The organism is Pyxidicoccus xibeiensis (assembly GCF_024198175.1).
Taxonomy (GTDB): Bacteria; Myxococcota; Myxococcia; order Myxococcales; family Myxococcaceae; genus Myxococcus; species Myxococcus xibeiensis.
Window position 1 is genome coordinate 1,032,632 of record NZ_JAJVKV010000003.1, and the last position, 15,608, is coordinate 1,048,239.

Genomic DNA, 15,608 nt, shown 5'->3' on the forward strand with positions numbered 1-15,608 from the left:
GGAGCGAGGCCTTGTGTAAACACAGAGTCTTCGCTCAGTGTTGAGGCTCAATGGGGGCTGACCTTGCGCTCTGTGCCCCCTTCATCGCGCCCCTAGGCTGGCGCACTTCTTGGGTCACGAGTTTGGCCCGAGCGCCGTAGGATCTAACTGCATCGCTCTGGCTAGACTGATTCTCTAGTCGCTACATGCTGCGCCTGCCAATCCGGGCCTGCGCACCTCTCGGTTCACATATGGCGAAATGGGCGCGCATCGTCCTCAACAACCTCCTCGTTATTGTCCCTGGAGCAATAGCCGCCACGATCCAGTTGGAGGGAGCCTTCGATCTGCTGCGCCAAGAGGTCCCCTCCATCTGCACGCTCGCACTGGGGGGGCCGGCGACTTGCAAACTCAGCGTCCAGCTTGAGATCCTTGTGCTGGGGGTGCTCCTCAACTTCATCTATCAAGTTGTTGAGGTTCAGTTGCCGACGCTAGAGATCGTCGAGGTGCGAAAGACGGTCCTAGGTGTTCAACTCGCACCAATTTTCGAGGCCTTCAAGAAGGCCTACGCTGCGCAGGCCAAAGATACGCCCGTAGCGAAGAGTTTTGCCCGGGTAACAGTGATGGTACCTCGCAGGACTATTCGAGGGCTTTGGCTCAGGAAGGACTTCGAGTTCGTCCATCAGTCGGGTTTCGAGGACTACCACGAAGATGTGGACCTGACGCTTTTCAGCGGACAAGGCGTCGCAGGCGAGGCGATGCGGCTGAGGCGCCCAGTGGCCCAAGGGCGCAGCCGTGCAGGCGAGCACTTGCGCGGATGGTGGCGATTCAAGTCACCGTGGGGAATGTCCGAGTCTCAGCTCAAGAGCACATCCCATGTGCATTGGGTCCTCAGCGTCCCCATGATCAAGAAGGCTTCTATACCGGGAAGAAAGAGCTCAGTAGTTGGGGTAATCAACATCGATGTCGTCGATAAGAACTTAGCAGCCATGCTCGATGGTGTGCAGGTCGATACCGACCCTGTTCTGGGGCCCATTGTTGAGAGTTTGCTCCTCGCTGGTTATATCGGCGCGGCGCTATGGTAGGCTCCGGTGGAAAGATAGGTGCTCACATGTTCAGCCTTCGCCTGAAGTCGACGCGGAAAGGCAGAAGCACACAGGTCATCGACTTCGATGAGAAGGCCCTTACAGAGCTGTCAGTGGACCAAGCAGTGACTTTGCTTGCTGAGCGTGCTCGTCGCTCAGCGGGTAAACAGCGGTCGACCAGCGAGAAGCAGCCATCTCCTCGTAGTGAGGAATCCGTTCACACCTAGTGAACGACCTCAGTAGCCACGGCCGGTCGTCCTGAAACGCAAGGGCGGCCCTCGTGCCTACTTTGTGTGCAAACGAGCAGGCAGGCGCTCGTGCCCTAGCTACTGTGAAGACTCGGCTCTAGATCCACCCTAGCCCCTGAGTCTGTCGAGAGTGTCGCTGTAGTGCGCGCCAACGTGGCGCTAAGTTGAACCGGGCTGACATAAGCAGGCAGGGCTTCTCCCTCCACTCGTAAGCAACGTCCTTGCACTAAGCCTGCGTGAGGAACTGGAGCACATCGAGCGGCAGTGCAAGCAGGCGCTGTAGCTCTAGTGTACGGGACTCGTACCCGCCCCGAAGCGCATCCCTGACACAGATATGACCGGGTGGCGTCAACAGAGCCTCGATCCGCTGCTCCATGCTGGCCCGATGAGCGTGGGACATCTATCCCGCCTCAGCGCTTGCAGGGAGACAGCGTGCGCTTCGCCGTCACCAGGTCCTCCTCGGTGGGCGTGGCGTAGCGCACGGACTTCGGCGCCGCCTTCGGCTTCGCGGCGTCATGGGCATACAGCACGCCCAGGTGGCGGCTGAGCACCGTGCGCAGCCCGCCGCTGTCGTACAGCCCGCCGAAGAACGAGCCGCCACCCTTCAGCGGAAAGGGCGCCAGCGCCCCGGGCGGACGCAGCAGCAGCAGGGGCAGGTCCTCCGTCTTCCAGTCACACGGGTCCTTCTTCCCACCCCGCTCCATCCACGACACCGTGAGGTCGTGCACCGCGCTGTCGTCGTCCCACCGGGCGCTGAAGCGCTCCCAGAGGCGCACGCACTCGGGCGCCTCGCAGTCCTTGTCCGGCACGAAGTCCACCAGCTCCAGCGGCAGTCCCGCGCCGGCCTTGCCTTCGTCGTTGTCGTTGGCGCGGCGCAGCTTGCACCCCGTGGGCGCGTCCTTCTGCCGCACCGCCACGGGCGTGCCGGACAGGCGCCCCGGAGGCAGCAAGTCGCACTCCACCTGCAGCTCGGCCAGCAGGTACGTCTGGCGCTCCTCGGGCGTGCCCATCCGCGCCGCCCACCACGTCGTCGGCAGGGCGCGGCAGGGCGCCGAGTCCGCCTTGCCGAAGACCCACAGCGGCACCGTGGGGTCCGGCGCGCCCAGCTTGCGCGCCTCTTCCGGCGGCACCAGCTTCACGCCGGAGCGCTCCGCCTCGGTGCCCGGGAAGAAGGTGTCCTTCGCGCCGGGGATGACGGCCTGGTGGACCAGCCACCCGCCACCGGACAGCCCCACCGCGGCGCGCGCGGTGAAGGGCACCAGCTCCAGCTTCTTCGTCGGACAGCCGCGCTCCGGCTCCGTCTCCAGGGGCGGGAAGCTCACGGCCTCCCCATCATCCTGCGCGAGCACTCCCAGGGGCGCGAGCAGCGCCACCCCCAGCACCAGCGCCCGCGAACCCAGCCAGCCTCCGGACATCATCGGCTCCTCCCGTCGAAGAGGCCGCCGTCATACAACAAGACGCCCACGCGCACAGACGTCGGACGACGCTCAGCGCTTGCCCTTCCGCTTCGGCTGCTGGGGCAACACCTCCACCGGAATCACCGGCTCCGGCTTCACGGCCGTGCCCGCGTCCGCCGTGCCCGCGTCCGGAGGGGACTCGGGGGCCTTCACCTCCACCCGGTCCTCCAGCGGCACCCGCCCCACGGAGCGGCGGAACAGCTCCCACAGCGCGCGGCGGTGCACCTCCGGCGTGGCGGAGCCCGTCAGCACCACGCCCGCGCCGCTGTAGCGCGCCTCCAGCCCCAGGGGCTGCAGCCCGGCGCCCACCGAGGCGAGCTGCTCCTGCAGCACCGGCACGTCGAACGTCAGCTCCAGCTCGCGCGCCACGTACGCGTCCGTGCGCAGCAGCTCCAGCAGCGCCGCCCGGCAGCCCGCGTTCTTCACCGTGGCGGACAGCGAGCGCTCCTCACCCTCCGTCGCCTTCAAGTCGGGACACGCCTTGCGCGCGGCGGCCAGCCGGGCCGGGACGTCCTCGGGCGGCGGCGTCCCCACGGTGAGCCGCCAGACGGCGAAGCGCCCCTCGGCATACAGCAGCAGGTGCGTGCGCCCCGTCGAGTGCCCGGTGAGCAACACTTCGTTCGTTCCCGGGAGCAGCTCGGCGGTGGCCACGGCCGCGTCCTCCACCTCCACCCAGTCGACGGTGGCCAGCTTGTGGAAGCGCTCCTTGCCGGGCTCCAGCGAGACGGACAGGTCCACCGGCCACGCGCCGGCCACCGCCGGAACGAGGAAGGCCAGGAATGCTCCAACGGAATACATTCGAGCGGGCATCAGGGCTCCGGCGGAGTGGAACACACCCCTAGCACGGGATAAGAGAGTGCCTCTATGCCTACCTGGACCCTCTGGGTCGCCTGCCTGGTGCTGTGCTTCGTGCGGGCCATGGTCGCCGCGGCGGAATCCGCGCTCTACGGCACCTCGGACCTGCGCGCCCAGGAGCTGGCGGAGACCCAGCCCGGCGCGGCCAGCCGGCGGGTGCTGCGCCACAAGACGAACCGCGAGGCCACCGCCACCGCGCTGAGGCTGGGCACCCTGCTCAGCGGCTTCCTCGCCGCCGCCATCGGCGCCTTCGTGCCGCCGCGCATGCTGGATATGACTCGCTACGGCGAGGCCGCCTGGCTGCCGGTGGCCACCGTGGCCGCGGGCGCCCTCTTCGTGGGCGTGCTCGCCAGCCTCATGGAAGTCACCATGCGCGGCCTGGCCAACGCCAACCCGGAGCGCTGGGCCATGCGGCTGTCCGGCCTGGTGTCGATGCTGGTGCTCCTGCTCTACCCGCCCATGCGGCTGACGCTGGGGGTGCTCAACCTGGTGGCGCGCACCTTCGGCCGCACGCTGCGCTTCGAGCCCCCGCCTCCGCCGCTGGAGGAGCTGGAGAAGCTCCTGGCCGCACAGGCCGCGAAGAACGAGGTGGACAAGAGCGCCCCGCAGCTCATCCGCTCCATCTTCGAGCTGTCCGACAAGCGCTGCCGCGACGTCATGGTGCCGCGCACGGAGGTGGTGACGGTGGACATCACCATCACGTCCGAGGAGCTGCTGCGGCTGCTCGCCGAGGAGAACCACTCGCGCATCCCCGTCTACCGCGACGACGTGGACCACATCATCGGCGTGCTGCACGCGCGCGACATCATCCCCCTGCTCCAGCACCCGGAGCTCATCGTCCTGCAGGACATCATCCGCCCCGCGCACTTCGTGCCGTGGATGAAGCCCATCGGCGACCTCCTCCGGGACATGCAGAAGCGCAAGATTCACATGGCCATCGTCGTGGACGAGTACGGCGGCTTCATGGGCGTCGTCACGCTGGAGGACATCCTCCGCGAAATCGTCGGCGACATCGGCGACGAGTTCGAGGTGGAGGAGAAGCAGGTGGAGAAGCTGGCCGACGGCAGCTTCCTGGTGGACGCCGCGCTCGAGGTGGACGCCTTCACCCAGGCCTTCGGCTTCCCCCTGCCCGAGGGCGACTTCGACACGCTGGGCGGCTTCCTCTCGTCGCTCGCCGGCCACCTGCCGGACGTGGGCGAGCGCTTCACCTACACCGGCTGGCAGTTCGTGGTGGCCTCCAAGGAAGGCCCCCGCATCGACCGGGTGCGGATGACGCGCCTGAAGGCCAGCACGTCCAAGGACGGGAAGGACGGCAAGGAGCCGAAGGACGGCCTGCCGCGCGACGGCAAGGAGCCCACGCCCCGGGAGCCGCGCCCGGAGGCCGCCGCCAAGAGCGGAACGTCCTGAGCCTTCAGTCCCCGTCCGGCCCGGACAGCGGCGGCACGTAGGCCAGGCGCAGCACGCGCTCGTCCTGGAACGGGGCGCGCCGCTCCGTGCCGCCGAAGCGCAGCACCACCCCGCCCCGCACGCGCACCGCGCGCGCCACCGGCTCCGTGCCCGCGGTGATGGGCTCGCTGGCCAGCGGGAAGAGCACCCGCAGCGGGATGCGCCCCTCCTCCGCCAGCGCCACTGCCACCTGCTGCGCGCCCGACGCCACGCGCCGCCCGTCCACCCACAGCTCGAAGTCCACCGAGGACACCGAGGCCGCGTCCGAGGCGGGGTTGCCCACCTCCAGCGCCAGGTCGAGCACGCCGGAGCCGTCCGGCCGGAAGTCCACGGCCACCGCCTCCACGCGCACCGCCGCGTCGTAGGCCCGGGGCCGGAAGGGCACCGCGCCCAGACACCCCGACAGGACGCCGCCCGCCAGCAGCGCCAGCACGGCCCGCCGCGAGCGCATCAGCCGCCCAGCAGAGGCTGGAGCGCCTCCACCGTCAGGGGCCAGCCCGAGCGGCGCGCCAGCGCCTCCAGCGCCTTGATGAACTCCGCCGCCGTCTGGAAGCGCCGCGCCCGGTCCGCGAAGAGCGCCTTGCGCGCCACCTGCACCGCGTAGTCCGGCAGGTCCGGCGTCACCGTGGACAGCAGCGGCACCCGCGCGTCGCGCACCCGGTGCATCAGGTCCGCCTCGCTGTCGCCCGTGTGCAGGCGCCGGCTGGCCCACAGCTCCCAGAGGATGACGCCCACCGAGAACAGGTCCGAGCGCGCGTCCACCGGCTGCCCCAGCACCTGCTCCGGGCTCATGTACGGCAGCGTGCCGCGCAGCGCGCCCGCGTCGCCGCGCATCAGCCCCTCCACCTCCGCCACGCCGAAGTCCGTCAGCTTCACGTCGCCGTTGATGCCCAGCAGGATGTTGGCCGGGTTCACGTCGCGGTGGACGATGGTGGCGCCGTTCTCCCCCACCTTCGCCCGGTGGATGTAGTCCAGCGCCTTGAGCAGGCACCAGGCGATGTAGCAGGCGGACTCGGGCGGCATCGCCGCGCCGGCCTTGAGCAGCAGCTCCTGCATGTAGCCGAGCGTCCGGCCACTCACGAGCTCCTGCACCATCAGGTAGTCCGCCCCCGCCTTGAACAGGCGGAAGGTGCGGACGATGTTCGGGTGGCGCAGGCGCACCGTCAGCTTCGCCTCGTCGACGAAGGCCTTCACATAGGCCGTGTCGGCGCGGAACGACGGGTGCAGCCGCTTGATGACGACCTCTTCGGGCTCCCCCGGAGAGCGCTGCGTCGTGGCCCGGGCGCGCGCCTGGTACACCTCGGCCATGCCGCCGACTGCCAACCGGCCGACCACCTCATAACCGCCCAGGTCCGGAGCTTCCGCCACGTCTCAATCCTACTGCGAATTTCCGTCCGCACCCATTATTCCGCAAGGAGCTCGCGGAAGAGGCTCTCGTAGCGGCGGGCGGAGACGGTCCACGAGAAGTCCTTGTCCATGCCCCGGCGGCGGAACTCGTCCAGCCGGGGGGCGTCCGCGTAGAGGGCCAGGGCCCGGCGGATGGCGCCCAGCAGGGCGGCCGGGTGGAAGGCCTCGAAGAGGATGCCGTTGCCGTCCAGGCCCCCCTCCACCGTGTCCGCCAGCCCGCCCGTGGCCCGGACGATGGGCACCGTGCCGTAGCGCAGCGAGTACATCTGATTCAGCCCGCAGGGCTCGTAGCGGCTGGGCATGAGGAAGAAGTCCGCCCCGGCCTCCACCTGGTGGGAGAGCCCGGGGTCGAACCCGACGCGAATGGAGACCTGCTCCGGGAAGCGGGCCTGCAGGGCGGCCAGCCCCTCCTCCAGGTGGCGCTCGCCGCTGCCCACGCCGACGAAGCGGATGTCCGCCTGGAGCGCGGTGGGCAGCACGTCCAGCAGCAGGTCCATGCCCTTCTGCCACGCCAGCCGGCTGACGATGGCGAACACCGGCGCGTCCCCGGGGGGCAGCCCGAAGCGCGCCAGCAAATCGCGCTTGCACACGGCCTTGCCCTCCAGGCTCCGCGGGCCGTAGCGCGCCGGGAGGAAGGAATCTGTCTGAGGGTCCCACTCGTGCGCGTCGATGCCGTTGAGGATGCCGTGCAGCCGGTGGGCGCGGCGGCGCAAGAGGCCGTCCAGCCCGTAGCCCTGCTCCGCCGTCTGGATTTCCCGGGCGTAGGTGGGGGACACGGTGGTGAGCGCGTCGGAGAAGACGAGCCCGCCCTTGAGGAAGTTGACCGCGTCGTAGAACTCCAGGCCGCCCTCGGCGGTGAACAAGTCCCACGGCAGGCCCAGGTCCCCCATGGTGTCCTTGGGGAACTGCCCCTGGTAGGCGAGGTTGTGGATGGTGAAGACGCTCTTCGCGCGGCCCAGCGCGGTGGCGCGGAAGGCGCGCTGGAGCGCCACGGGCACCAGGCCCGTCTGCCAGTCGTTGGCGTGGACGATGTCCGGCACGAAGCCGAGCCGCTGCGCCGCCTGGAGCGCGCCCACGGACAGGTAGGCGAAGCGCCGGGGGTTGTCGCCGAACTCGCCCGCGCCGTCACCGTAGAGGCCGTCGCGGTTGCCGTAGAAGAACGCGTTCTCCAGGAAGAGGACTTCCAGGTTGTCGGACAGGCGCGCGGAGAGGATGGGGCCGGAGGCCTCGCCGGACGGGAAGCGCACCACGAGGGACTGGCCGGTGGGGGTGAGCCGCGCCGCGTCGCGAAGGCCGCGGTAGCGCGGGGTGACGACCTTGACGTCATGGCCCAGCGAGGCGAGCGCGGCGGGCAGCGCCCCGGCCACGTCTCCCAGGCCCCCCGTCTTGGAGAACGGGGCCACCTCCGAGGAGATGAAGAGAATCTTCATGCGCCCACATTGACGTGTGGCACGGGCGAGTCAACCGCGAACGTGCGCCTGGGACGTCCGTCCCATATGTTGCGCGCGTGCAGATTCCTCCGGACCCCATCCAGCGCTTCGCGGCCCACTTCGAGCGGGCGAAGCAGGCAATTCCCGTGGACCCCAACGCCATGGTGGTGGCCACCGTGGGAGAGGACGGACGCCCCAGCGCACGCGTGGTGCTGCTGAAGGACTTCGACGCGCGCGGCTTCGTCTTCTTCACCAACTACGAGAGCCGCAAGGGCCGCGAATTGCTGGCCCACCCGTACGCGGCGCTGTGCTTCTTCTGGCAGCCGCTGGAGGAGCAGGTGCGGGTGGAGGGGCGCGTGGAGCGCGTGTCCGAGGAGGAAGCGGACGCGTACTTCCAGAGCCGCGCGCGCGGCAGCCAGGTGGGCGCATGGGCCAGCCTCCAGAGCCGCCCTTTGCCCACGCGCGAGGAGTTGGACGCGCGGGTGGCGGAGGTGGAGCAGCGCTACCATGGCGCCGCCGTGCCCCGCCCGCCGCACTGGTCCGGCTTCCGCGTGGTGCCCGAGCGCATCGAGTTCTGGCACTCGCGCCCCAGCCGGCTCCATGACCGGCACGTCTACCTGCGCGAGGGCGACGGCTGGCGCACGCAGATGCTGTACCCGTAGCGCGGCAGCCTCCTACCAGGGCAGCTCCGCGCCCTGGTAGTCGAAGAACCGGCCGCTGTGCTCCGGCCCCATCCCGTCGATGAGCCGCAGCAGGCCGCGCACGGACTCCGGCGCCGGCAGCGTCGCCTGCGGGCCGCCCATGTCCGTCTGCACCCAGCCGGGGTGCAGCGCCACGGTGACGAAGCCCTCCGCGCGCAAGTCATTGGCGAGGGTGCGCACGCCCATGTTCAGCGCGGCCTTGGACATGCGGTACGCGTACGCCCCACCGTCGGTGTTGTTGGTGACGGAGCCCATGTTCGAGGACACGTGCGCCACCTTGCGCACGGCGCCCCGGCGGAGGGCGGGCAACAGCGCGCTGGTGACGCGCAGGGGCCCCAGGGCGTTGATGGCGAAGGTACGCGCCATGTCCGCGTAGTCCACGTCCGTCAGTGCGCACCAGAGGCCGATGACACCCGCGTTGTTGATGAGCACATCCACCGGTGAAGCACAGACATCCGCGGCGAAGGAGCGGATGCTCGCGTCGCTCTCCACGTCGAGCGCGTGGATGCGCAGGCGGTTGCCCGACTCGCGCGCGAGCGGCTCCAGCCGGCGCGCGCCCTCGGGAGAGCGGACCCCTGCCTCCACGGTGTCTCCGCGCCGGAGAAGCTGCTGGACGAACTCGAGACCAATCCCTCTGCTGGCACCAGTGATGACGTAGCGCATGAGGTGCATTAACGCGCCGAATGAACCCTGCTGGCAAAAGGCGGCTGTTGACGAGTGGCGGGTATGGGAGGGGAATGCACGGTGGTCAGCGAATACATTGCTCTCATGAGAGGATTGCACCGTGGCGGTTGAATGCAGTCTTCGCGAAGGAACAGGAAATGACGGTCGCCGTCGTGGGAGGTGGGATTTCCGGACTGGTGGTGGCTCACCGGTTGCGGTCGCGCGGTAGGGATGTGGTGCTCCTGGAGGCCTCGGCACGGCTCGGGGGCGCGGTGGGCACGCGTGTGCGGGGCGGGTACCTGGTGGAGCAGGGCCCCAACAGCTTCCTGGACCGCGAGCCGGCCACGCGCGAGCTGGCGAAGGCGCTGAGCGTCGAAGGGCGCATCCGCGTGGCGGACCCGGCGGCGAAGCGTCGCTATGTCTACACGCAGGGCAGACTCCGGTCGGTGCCGGCGTCGCCGCCCGCGTTCCTCACGTCGGACATCCTCCCGCTCGGCGCGCGGCTGCGCGTCCTGGGGGAGCTGTTCACCGGCCGCGCGCCCCAAGGCGTGGACGAGTCGCTCGCGCAGTTCGGCCGCCGGCACCTGGGACGCCGGGCGACGGAGGTGCTGCTGGACGCGGTGCAGACGGGCATCTTCGCGGGCGACGTGGAGCGGCTCAGCGTGGCGGCCACCTTCCCGCCCCTGGTGAAGCTGGAGCGCGAGCACCGCAGCCTCATCCTCGGCGCCATCCGCGCGCAGAAGGCCCAGAAGGCGCAGCAGAAGGCCCTGCCCGCGGGTGACACGTCCGCACCGCCGAAGCTGAGCGGCGCGCTGAGCACGTTCGACGGGGGCCTGCAGACGCTCATCGACGCGCTGGCCACGTCCCTGGGAGACGCCGCGCACACGGGCGCGCGGCTGGAGGGACTGGCCCGGGTGGAGGGCGGCTGGAAGCTCCAGGTGCACGAGCACGGCCGGAGCGCGGAGCTGGCCGCGAGCCAGGTGGTGCTCGCGGTGCCCGCGCACGTGGCGGTGGCGCTGCTGCGCCCGCTGGATGCGCCGCTGGCCGACAAGGTGGGGGAGATTGCCTACGCGCCCGTCGCCGTGGTGCAGCTGGGCTTCGAGCCGGGCACGACGCCGGCGCCGGACGGCTTCGGCTTCCTGGTGCCCTCCGGGGAGAAGCGGCGGCTCCTGGGCGCCATCCACGCATCCACGGTGTTCCCCTTCCGCGCGGAGGGCGGCCGCATCCTCTACACGTGCATGGTGGGCGGGGCGCGTCAGCCGGAGCTGGTGAAGCTGGACGAGGACGCGCTGGTGGCGCTGGCCCGCGACGAGCTGAGGGCGCTGGCCGGGGTGACGGCCACCCCGTCCTTCCGGGAGGTCATCCGCTGGCCGCTGGGCATTCCCCAGTACAACGTGGGGCACCTGGAGCGGATGGCCGCCATCGACGCGGCGCTCCAGCGCTGGCCCGGGCTGCACCTCACCGGGAACGCATATAAAGGTGTGGGCCTCAACGACTGCATCCGCAACGGGGCGCAGCTGGGGGACGCGCTGGCCGCGACATAGGCCGGGCGACCCTTCGTTGTCCGGTAGCGACCGCTCGGGCCGGGGGCGTCAGCGAAGCCAGGGAAAGCACGTCAGACTGCACAGGCATGCTTCCCGGAGTCCGGAGCCCACCATGCTCACCCTCCCTACCCCCGTCCTCGTCCTCGCCGCCATCCTCCTCTTCCCCGTCGTCCTCATCGGGAGCATCCTGCTCGACGCCACAGAGGCCGAGCTGGAGGAGGCCCCCGGGCAGTCCTGAGCGGGGCGGTGTAGGCTTCCGCTGGAGCATGTCGGAGTCTCCGGAAGCCTCCATCGTCCGCGCCACCCTGCGGGCCCTCGTCGAGCCCAGGCGGCTGCTGCCCATCCTCCTGGTGGCGGCCCCGTTGGTGGTGGCCCAGGCGCGCTTCAGCCGGGAGCCGCTCGCCGTCTACCTGGGCGTGCTGATGTGCCTGCTGTTCGTGGCCGTGGCGCCGGTGTCCTACCGCGTCCTCTTCCCGGAGGGGTTGGACCTGAGCCACGGCGGCATCCGCCTGCTCCTCTACGCCACCGTGGGCTGCGGCGTGGTGCTCACCTCCGGCTTCGTGGTGCCGCAGCTCTTGGGCATGGGGCCCACCTTCCTCACGCAGCGCATCAACCTGGCCATCTGCGGCGCCCTCTTCCTGGTGGGCGGCTGGGGCCTGGGCCGCGACATCGGCTTCGAGGAGAGCCTCACCAAGGAGCGCGCCCGCGCCGCCCGCTTCGCCCTGGAGGCCGAGCAGGCCCAGCTGCTCGCCCTGCGCAGCCACCTGGACCCGCACTTCCTCTTCAACACGCTCAACGCCATCGCCGAGTGGTGCCGCGAGGACGGCGCCGTGGCCGAGGCCGCCGTGCTGCGGCTGTCCACCATGCTCCGCTCCGTGCTCGCCGGCGTGCGCAGCGCCACCTGGCCCCTGGCCCAGGAGCTGGAGCTGATGCGCACCCTCTTCGACCTGCACCTCCTGAGGGACCCGGAGCTGTTCCAGCTCGGAATGAACGTTCCTTCCGACACGGGCGACGTCCACGTCCCGCCGCTGGTGCTGCTGCCGCTGGCGGAGAACGCCGTGAAGCACGGCCCCGCCGCCGGCCACCGCGGGCGCCTGTCACTGGACGTCTCCGTGCGCGAGGGCGAGGTGGAGGTGGCCATCGAGAACCCCGGCGCCTCCAAGGGCCCCCGCGAGGGCAGCGCCGGCCTGCCCACCGTGGAGCGCCGCCTGGCGCTGGCCTATGGCGGCCGGGCCCGGCTGTCGCTCGCCAGCCATGAAGGCCGCACCCGCGTCACCGTCACCCTGCCCCGCTCGGGCCCCCTGCCTGGAGTCCTCACGTGAGCCCGCCCCTGCGTGTCCTCATCGCCGATGACGAGCTGCTCGCCCGAAAGCGCCTGTCGCGCCTGCTGGCCGCGCTCCCCGACGTGGAGGTGTGCGGCGAGGCCGCCGACGGCGAGGCCGTGCTCACCGCCGTGCGCGCCGGCGGCGTGGACGTGGTGCTGCTGGACATCCACATGCCGGGCTTGAGCGGCCTGGATGCCCTGGCGCTGCTGCCGGAGGGGCGCCCGCGCGTCGTGCTCTGCACCGCCCACGCCGAGCACGCCGTGGAGGCCTTCAACCACGGCGCCGTGGACTACGTCCTCAAGCCCGTGGAGCCCGCGCGGCTGCAGAAGGCCCTGGAGCGCGCCCGCGCCCGCCTGGGGACGGAGACCACGGTGGCCGCGAAGGACGCTCCGAGAGAGCCCCTGGCGACGGGCGCCGAGCGGCCCGCGGTGGCCTCGGCTCCGAAGGGCCTGGGGCGGCTGCCCATCCCCACGCGCCAGGGCATCGTCCTGGTGGACCCCGAGACGATTTCGCACGCGGCGCTGGAGGACGAGCTGGTGACGGTGTTCACCGGCCAGGGCGACTTCCTCACCGACTTCACCCTCAACGAGCTGGCGGAGAAGCTGCCCGCGGAGCGCTTCCACCGCGTCCACCGCCGCGCGCTGCTCAACCTCTCCCACGTCGCCCGGCTGGAGCCGCTGGAGACGGGCGGCTACCTGGCGCGCACCCTGCGGGGCCACACCGTGGAGGTGAGCCGCCAGTCCGCACGAGAGCTGCGGCGGATGCTCGGCCTGCGCCGGGGCGCCGAGGACGAGGGCTGAAGCCTCGCCGGCGCGGGGAGGAAACCACCTTCCGGTGGAGGGTGAAGCCGGGCCGCGGCGTGGGAGGGCCTCCGTTGCCCCTCCCCTCGGGCGCCTGCGCTCCGCTGCTTCCGCGCCGGCCCGCCTGCGGCCACTCCTGCTTCACTCCACCGCTTCACTGCCCTGCGACGACGCCTGTGACTTCAAGAACCCGTGGACTCAGTCCACGCTCACTTCGACCTGGACGACCTGCGAGCCTTCCTTGCGCGAGTAGACGACGGTGTTCTGGTCCGTCCACTTCGGCCCGTAGCCCTGGCCCAGGCTGTAGGCGTTCTCCACGTTGAGCAGCCCGTCGAAGTCGATGACGCGCACGTCGCCGTTCGTCTCGGCGGTGGTGCTGTAGACGATGATGCGGCGCTGGTTCGGCCCCCACTGCACGGTGGTGTTCGAGGCCGGGTTGGGGATGAAGGCCGCCTCGGCCGGCGAGCAGTTCGCGTTGGTCACCTGCTGCAGTCCGCTGCCGTTCTCACGGACCTTCCAGAGCGCCGGCACCCCCTGGGTGCGCTGCGTCGACTGGAACAACAGGCTGCGCGCGTCCGGCGTCCACACCGGCTCGGTGTCGTCATAGCCGCTCGTCAGCCGGTCCTTCACGCCGTTGCGCGTATCGACGACGTGCAGCTCCGCGGACTGCACCGGGCTGCCCACCACCCACGTGTCCGGCAGCTTCGCGTACGCCACCTTGCGGCCGTCCGGAGACACCACCGGCGTGCCGGCGCGCAGCGCCAGCAGCCTCGTGGTCCCCTTCGTGTCGACCATGTACAGCGACGTCGACGCCGACAGCTGGTAGACGATGATGCGCCGCTCGGTGGCCACGCCCTCTTCGGGCGTCTCCATCGCCGACGGGTAGACGATGATGCGCCGCTCGGTGGCGATGCCCTCTTCGGACGTCTCCAGCGCCTGCGTCCGCGCGGCACTCAGCGCCTCGGACGCGGTGGCCTCCGTCCCTGCCTCGCCGCAACCCGCGAGCGCCAGAGATGAAACCATCCACATCGCGAGGGTCCTTCGGTTGGAACGACTTCGGACATCGGTTGGATGCATAAGGTCCTCTGGGTGGGCAATGCCCTACTGGAGGGCGGGCTTGACAGTGTCGTTATGCCCGCTCCCCCTGACATTTCACGTCAGATTTCCTGAACAATCCACACGGTCGGTCATGACACCGGCACCTACCCAACGCGTGGTGTGCGCTGCGTCACGGTGCCGCGAAGAGGGAGGGCACCCGGGCCGCGTCCTCCCCGAGGACCTCTGAGAGCGCACGGTACGCAGGAGTGGGAAGCGTGGCGCCGGAGCGGGCACACCGGGCCGCGTCCTCCAGGGTGGGCATGGGCCCCGAGCACCAGGCCTCCCGCCAGTGCTCGCCGAGCCGCCGGGAGAAGAGCGCCGCCAGCGCGTCCACCCTCCCGTCGAGCCAGGCGTGGGGCGGGGTGAAGGACGCGCGCTGGGGGGACACGTTGCCCGCGGAGAAGGTGACGTCGTGCTCGTAGGCGGACTCGGAGGCCTGGTCCTGCAGCACGGAGACGACGGGGCCCCGCCCCGCGTCCAGCACGCCGGAGGCCGACAGGGAGACGCGGTGGGCCACCGACAGGCGCAGGGCGTGGTACTCGAAGGTCCTCGACTCCTCGCGGTACTTGGTGACGGGCACCGTGTAGGTGCGGGTGTAGGTGCGCGTCTTGGTGACGGTGCGCGTCCTCTTCTTGCCCTCGCTGTCGGTGTACTCCTCCTCCTCGGTGTAGGGCTCCTCGATGGTCTCCTTGCGCTCCTCGTGGTCGGTGTACGGGATGCTCTCGGTATAGGGCGCGGTGAGCTGGACGGAGGTGCTGTCGCGCTCGGTGGAGAAGTGGCCCTTCAGGGAGAACTCCGGGCGGGCCGGCGCGCCCGGGGAGAACCAGGGTGAGGCCTCGAAGGCCGCCGTGAGCCGGTCCTGCATGCGTGCCAGCTGGGCGGCGTTCAGCCCCTCCATTTCGGCCTGGAAGCCGGGCGGGCCATGGAGCTCCGGGGCGGGGGGCGGCCTCGGGGCGTACTCGCCCCAGTGGCCGCAGTAGCGGAACACCAGCTCCTTCCAGTGGACGGTGTCGTCGGAGGTGGTGGACCGCAGCCGCTGGCAGGCGTCCTTGCCGGCCTGGAGCACCACGGACTCCATCTCCCGCTGGATGACGGCCATCTCCCGGTAGGCCAGCAGCGGCCGCTTGCGGATGAGGGACTGCTGCGCCGTCAGCGCCAGCCCCTGCTGCGCGGGGACGCCGATGAGCCGCCGCACGTGCTGGTGCGTCCCCTCCATCTCCTCCAGGAGCGAGCTCTCCAGGGCGCCGTTCAGCCGGGCGTTCCACTCGGTGCGCTGCTGGAGGAAGCGCAAGAGGTCGTCTTCCGCCTTCTCGTCGTGCCCCTCCAGCCGGAAGCGCCGGGCGTTGCCCAGCAGCTGCTCCAGCGCCCTCCACCGCAGGTCATCCCGGACGGTGACGAGCTCCGGCTCGTGGGGACTCTTCCGGATGAGGTCATCGTAGAGGGCGGCGGCCTCCACGTACTGCCCCTGGCGGGCCAGGGCATCGGCCTGCCCGCGCAGCGTGGTGCAGGCGCAGAGGGCACTCAGGAGGAGCAGGGGCAGCAGTCGGACGGGTCGGACCATGGGCGGGGCCGG

The 15,608-nt window shown here is 70.4% G+C and carries 15 protein-coding genes; 7 read left to right on the forward strand and 8 right to left on the reverse strand.

Annotated elements, in window-relative coordinates:
- The first annotated feature begins 185 nt into the window (after positions 1-185).
- Complete coding sequence (locus LXT23_RS17075) at positions 186-1,061, forward strand: hypothetical protein (RefSeq protein ID WP_253981222.1); 876 nt, start codon at positions 186-188, stop codon at positions 1,059-1,061.
- Positions 1,062-1,719: 658 nt separating this feature from the next.
- Here the strand turns inward: LXT23_RS17075 and LXT23_RS17080 are convergent.
- Both LXT23_RS17080 and LXT23_RS17085 read right to left on the reverse strand, forming a co-directional pair.
- The gene (locus LXT23_RS17080; RefSeq protein ID WP_253981223.1) at positions 1,720-2,727 is read right to left on the reverse strand and encodes a hypothetical protein; all 1,008 of its coding nucleotides are present in this window, start codon (positions 2,725-2,727) and stop codon (positions 1,720-1,722) included.
- Positions 2,728-2,796: 69 nt separating this feature from the next.
- Positions 2,797-3,576: a pilus assembly protein N-terminal domain-containing protein gene (locus LXT23_RS17085; protein WP_253981224.1), complete on the reverse strand. Its 780-nt coding sequence runs from the start codon at positions 3,574-3,576 to the stop codon at positions 2,797-2,799.
- 54 nt (positions 3,577-3,630) lie between these two features.
- On the opposite strand from LXT23_RS17085, the gene LXT23_RS17090 reads away from it, so the two are divergent.
- On the forward strand, positions 3,631-5,028 hold the full coding sequence (locus LXT23_RS17090) for a hemolysin family protein (RefSeq protein ID WP_253981225.1): 1,398 nt from the start codon (positions 3,631-3,633) through the stop codon (positions 5,026-5,028).
- A 4-nt stretch (positions 5,029-5,032) separates the two neighbouring features.
- Here LXT23_RS17090 and LXT23_RS17095 read toward each other — a convergent pair whose 3' ends face one another.
- From LXT23_RS17095 to glgA, 3 genes are read right to left on the reverse strand one after another with little or no spacing between them, the layout of a single operon-like run.
- The gene (locus tag LXT23_RS17095) at positions 5,033-5,518 is read right to left on the reverse strand and encodes a DUF4424 domain-containing protein (protein ID WP_253981226.1); all 486 of its coding nucleotides are present in this window, start codon (positions 5,516-5,518) and stop codon (positions 5,033-5,035) included.
- Positions 5,518-6,435, reverse strand: a complete 918-nt coding sequence (locus LXT23_RS17100; protein ID WP_253981227.1) for a serine/threonine protein kinase — start codon at positions 6,433-6,435, stop codon at positions 5,518-5,520. The genes LXT23_RS17095 and LXT23_RS17100 overlap by 1 nt, the downstream gene beginning before the upstream one ends.
- Before the next feature lie 35 nt (positions 6,436-6,470).
- The gene (glgA, locus tag LXT23_RS17105) at positions 6,471-7,904 is read right to left on the reverse strand and encodes a glycogen synthase GlgA (protein ID WP_253981228.1); all 1,434 of its coding nucleotides are present in this window, start codon (positions 7,902-7,904) and stop codon (positions 6,471-6,473) included.
- A gap of 77 nt (positions 7,905-7,981) precedes the next feature.
- Here glgA and pdxH point away from each other — a divergent pair, with 77 nt between their 5' ends.
- Positions 7,982-8,566 (forward strand): pyridoxamine 5'-phosphate oxidase, encoded by a 585-nt coding sequence (gene pdxH / locus LXT23_RS17110; RefSeq protein ID WP_253981229.1) that lies wholly within the window; start codon positions 7,982-7,984, stop codon positions 8,564-8,566.
- Positions 8,567-8,578: 12 nt separating this feature from the next.
- Here pdxH and LXT23_RS17115 read toward each other — a convergent pair whose 3' ends face one another.
- The gene (locus tag LXT23_RS17115; protein ID WP_253981230.1) at positions 8,579-9,268 is read right to left on the reverse strand and encodes an SDR family oxidoreductase; all 690 of its coding nucleotides are present in this window, start codon (positions 9,266-9,268) and stop codon (positions 8,579-8,581) included.
- A 158-nt stretch (positions 9,269-9,426) separates the two neighbouring features.
- On the opposite strand from LXT23_RS17115, the gene hemG reads away from it, so the two are divergent.
- From hemG to LXT23_RS17130, 4 genes are all read left to right on the forward strand, one after another.
- Entirely contained in the window at positions 9,427-10,812 is a 1,386-nt protein-coding gene (hemG, locus tag LXT23_RS17120; protein WP_253981231.1) for a protoporphyrinogen oxidase, read from the forward strand.
- A 112-nt stretch (positions 10,813-10,924) separates the two neighbouring features.
- Complete coding sequence (locus LXT23_RS49700; protein WP_256560825.1) at positions 10,925-11,050, forward strand: hypothetical protein; 126 nt, start codon at positions 10,925-10,927, stop codon at positions 11,048-11,050.
- Positions 11,051-11,078: 28 nt separating this feature from the next.
- On the forward strand, positions 11,079-12,134 hold the full coding sequence (locus tag LXT23_RS17125) for a sensor histidine kinase (RefSeq protein WP_253981232.1): 1,056 nt from the start codon (positions 11,079-11,081) through the stop codon (positions 12,132-12,134).
- Positions 12,131-12,937 (forward strand): LytR/AlgR family response regulator transcription factor, encoded by an 807-nt coding sequence (locus LXT23_RS17130; protein WP_253981233.1) that lies wholly within the window; start codon positions 12,131-12,133, stop codon positions 12,935-12,937. Before LXT23_RS17125 ends, LXT23_RS17130 begins: the two co-directional genes overlap by 4 nt.
- 198 nt (positions 12,938-13,135) lie before the next feature.
- On the opposite strand, the gene LXT23_RS17135 is transcribed toward LXT23_RS17130, so the two are convergent.
- The gene (locus LXT23_RS17135) at positions 13,136-13,960 is read right to left on the reverse strand and encodes a TolB family protein (RefSeq protein ID WP_253981234.1); all 825 of its coding nucleotides are present in this window, start codon (positions 13,958-13,960) and stop codon (positions 13,136-13,138) included.
- Between the two features lie 205 nt (positions 13,961-14,165).
- Positions 14,166-15,596 carry a hypothetical protein gene (locus LXT23_RS17140; RefSeq protein ID WP_253981235.1) on the reverse strand — a complete coding sequence of 477 codons (1,431 nt, stop codon included), beginning with the start codon at positions 15,594-15,596 and terminating at the stop codon, positions 14,166-14,168.
- Positions 15,597-15,608 lie beyond the last annotated feature (12 nt).

Bases quoted from the DNA above. Each gene is read 5' to 3' on its own strand.
- LXT23_RS17125 (WP_253981232.1), top strand. From the start codon at position 11,079: ATGTCGGAGTCTCCGGAAGCCTCCATCGTCCGCGCCACCCTGCGGGCC.
- hemG (WP_253981231.1), top strand. From the start codon at position 9,427: ATGACGGTCGCCGTCGTGGGAGGTGGGATTTCCGGACTGGTGGTGGCT.
- LXT23_RS17080 (WP_253981223.1), bottom strand. From the start codon at position 2,727: ATGATGTCCGGAGGCTGGCTGGGTTCGCGGGCGCTGGTGCTGGGGGTG.
- LXT23_RS17095 (WP_253981226.1), bottom strand. From the start codon at position 5,518: ATGCGCTCGCGGCGGGCCGTGCTGGCGCTGCTGGCGGGCGGCGTCCTG.
- glgA (WP_253981228.1), bottom strand. From the start codon at position 7,904: ATGAAGATTCTCTTCATCTCCTCGGAGGTGGCCCCGTTCTCCAAGACG.
- LXT23_RS49700 (WP_256560825.1), top strand. From the start codon at position 10,925: ATGCTCACCCTCCCTACCCCCGTCCTCGTCCTCGCCGCCATCCTCCTC.
- LXT23_RS17090 (WP_253981225.1), top strand. From the start codon at position 3,631: ATGCCTACCTGGACCCTCTGGGTCGCCTGCCTGGTGCTGTGCTTCGTG.
- LXT23_RS17075 (WP_253981222.1), top strand. From the start codon at position 186: ATGCTGCGCCTGCCAATCCGGGCCTGCGCACCTCTCGGTTCACATATG.
- LXT23_RS17085 (WP_253981224.1), bottom strand. From the start codon at position 3,576: ATGCCCGCTCGAATGTATTCCGTTGGAGCATTCCTGGCCTTCCTCGTT.
- LXT23_RS17140 (WP_253981235.1), bottom strand. From the start codon at position 15,596: ATGGTCCGACCCGTCCGACTGCTGCCCCTGCTCCTCCTGAGTGCCCTC.
- LXT23_RS17115 (WP_253981230.1), bottom strand. From the start codon at position 9,268: ATGCGCTACGTCATCACTGGTGCCAGCAGAGGGATTGGTCTCGAGTTC.
- LXT23_RS17135 (WP_253981234.1), bottom strand. From the start codon at position 13,960: ATGGTTTCATCTCTGGCGCTCGCGGGTTGCGGCGAGGCAGGGACGGAG.